Origin of the sequence: Neisseria sp. P0008.S010, assembly GCF_051962715.1 — a bacterium.
GTDB classification, from domain to species: domain Bacteria; phylum Pseudomonadota; class Gammaproteobacteria; order Burkholderiales; family Neisseriaceae; genus Neisseria; species Neisseria elongata.
In genome coordinates, this window is the sequence record NZ_JBQCVA010000241.1 from 1 (window position 1) to 298 (window position 298).

General features: G+C 57.0%; 1 rRNA gene. It reads right to left on the reverse strand.

The features are described 5' to 3' along the window. A 16S ribosomal RNA gene (locus tag ACTHSL_RS13400) occupies window positions 1–298 on the reverse strand; the annotation flags it as partial.

The following is a 298-nucleotide window of genomic DNA, read 5'->3' on the forward strand; positions in this document are numbered from 1 at the left end:
CAGCAGTTTCAAAGGCAGTTCCTCAGTTGAGCCGAGGGATTTCACCGATGACTTGCCGAGCCGCCTACGCGCCCTTTACGCCCAATAATTCCGAATAACGCTTGCCCCCTCCGTATTACCGCGGCTGCTGGCACGGAGTTAGCCGGGGCTTATTCGGGTGGTACCGTCATTATCGTCCCACCCAAAAGCAGTTTACAACCCGAAAGCCGTCATCCTGCACGCGGCGTTGCTCCCTCAGGCTTGCGCCCATTGGGGAAAATTCCTTGCTGCTGCCACCCGTAGGCTGTCTCTTATACAC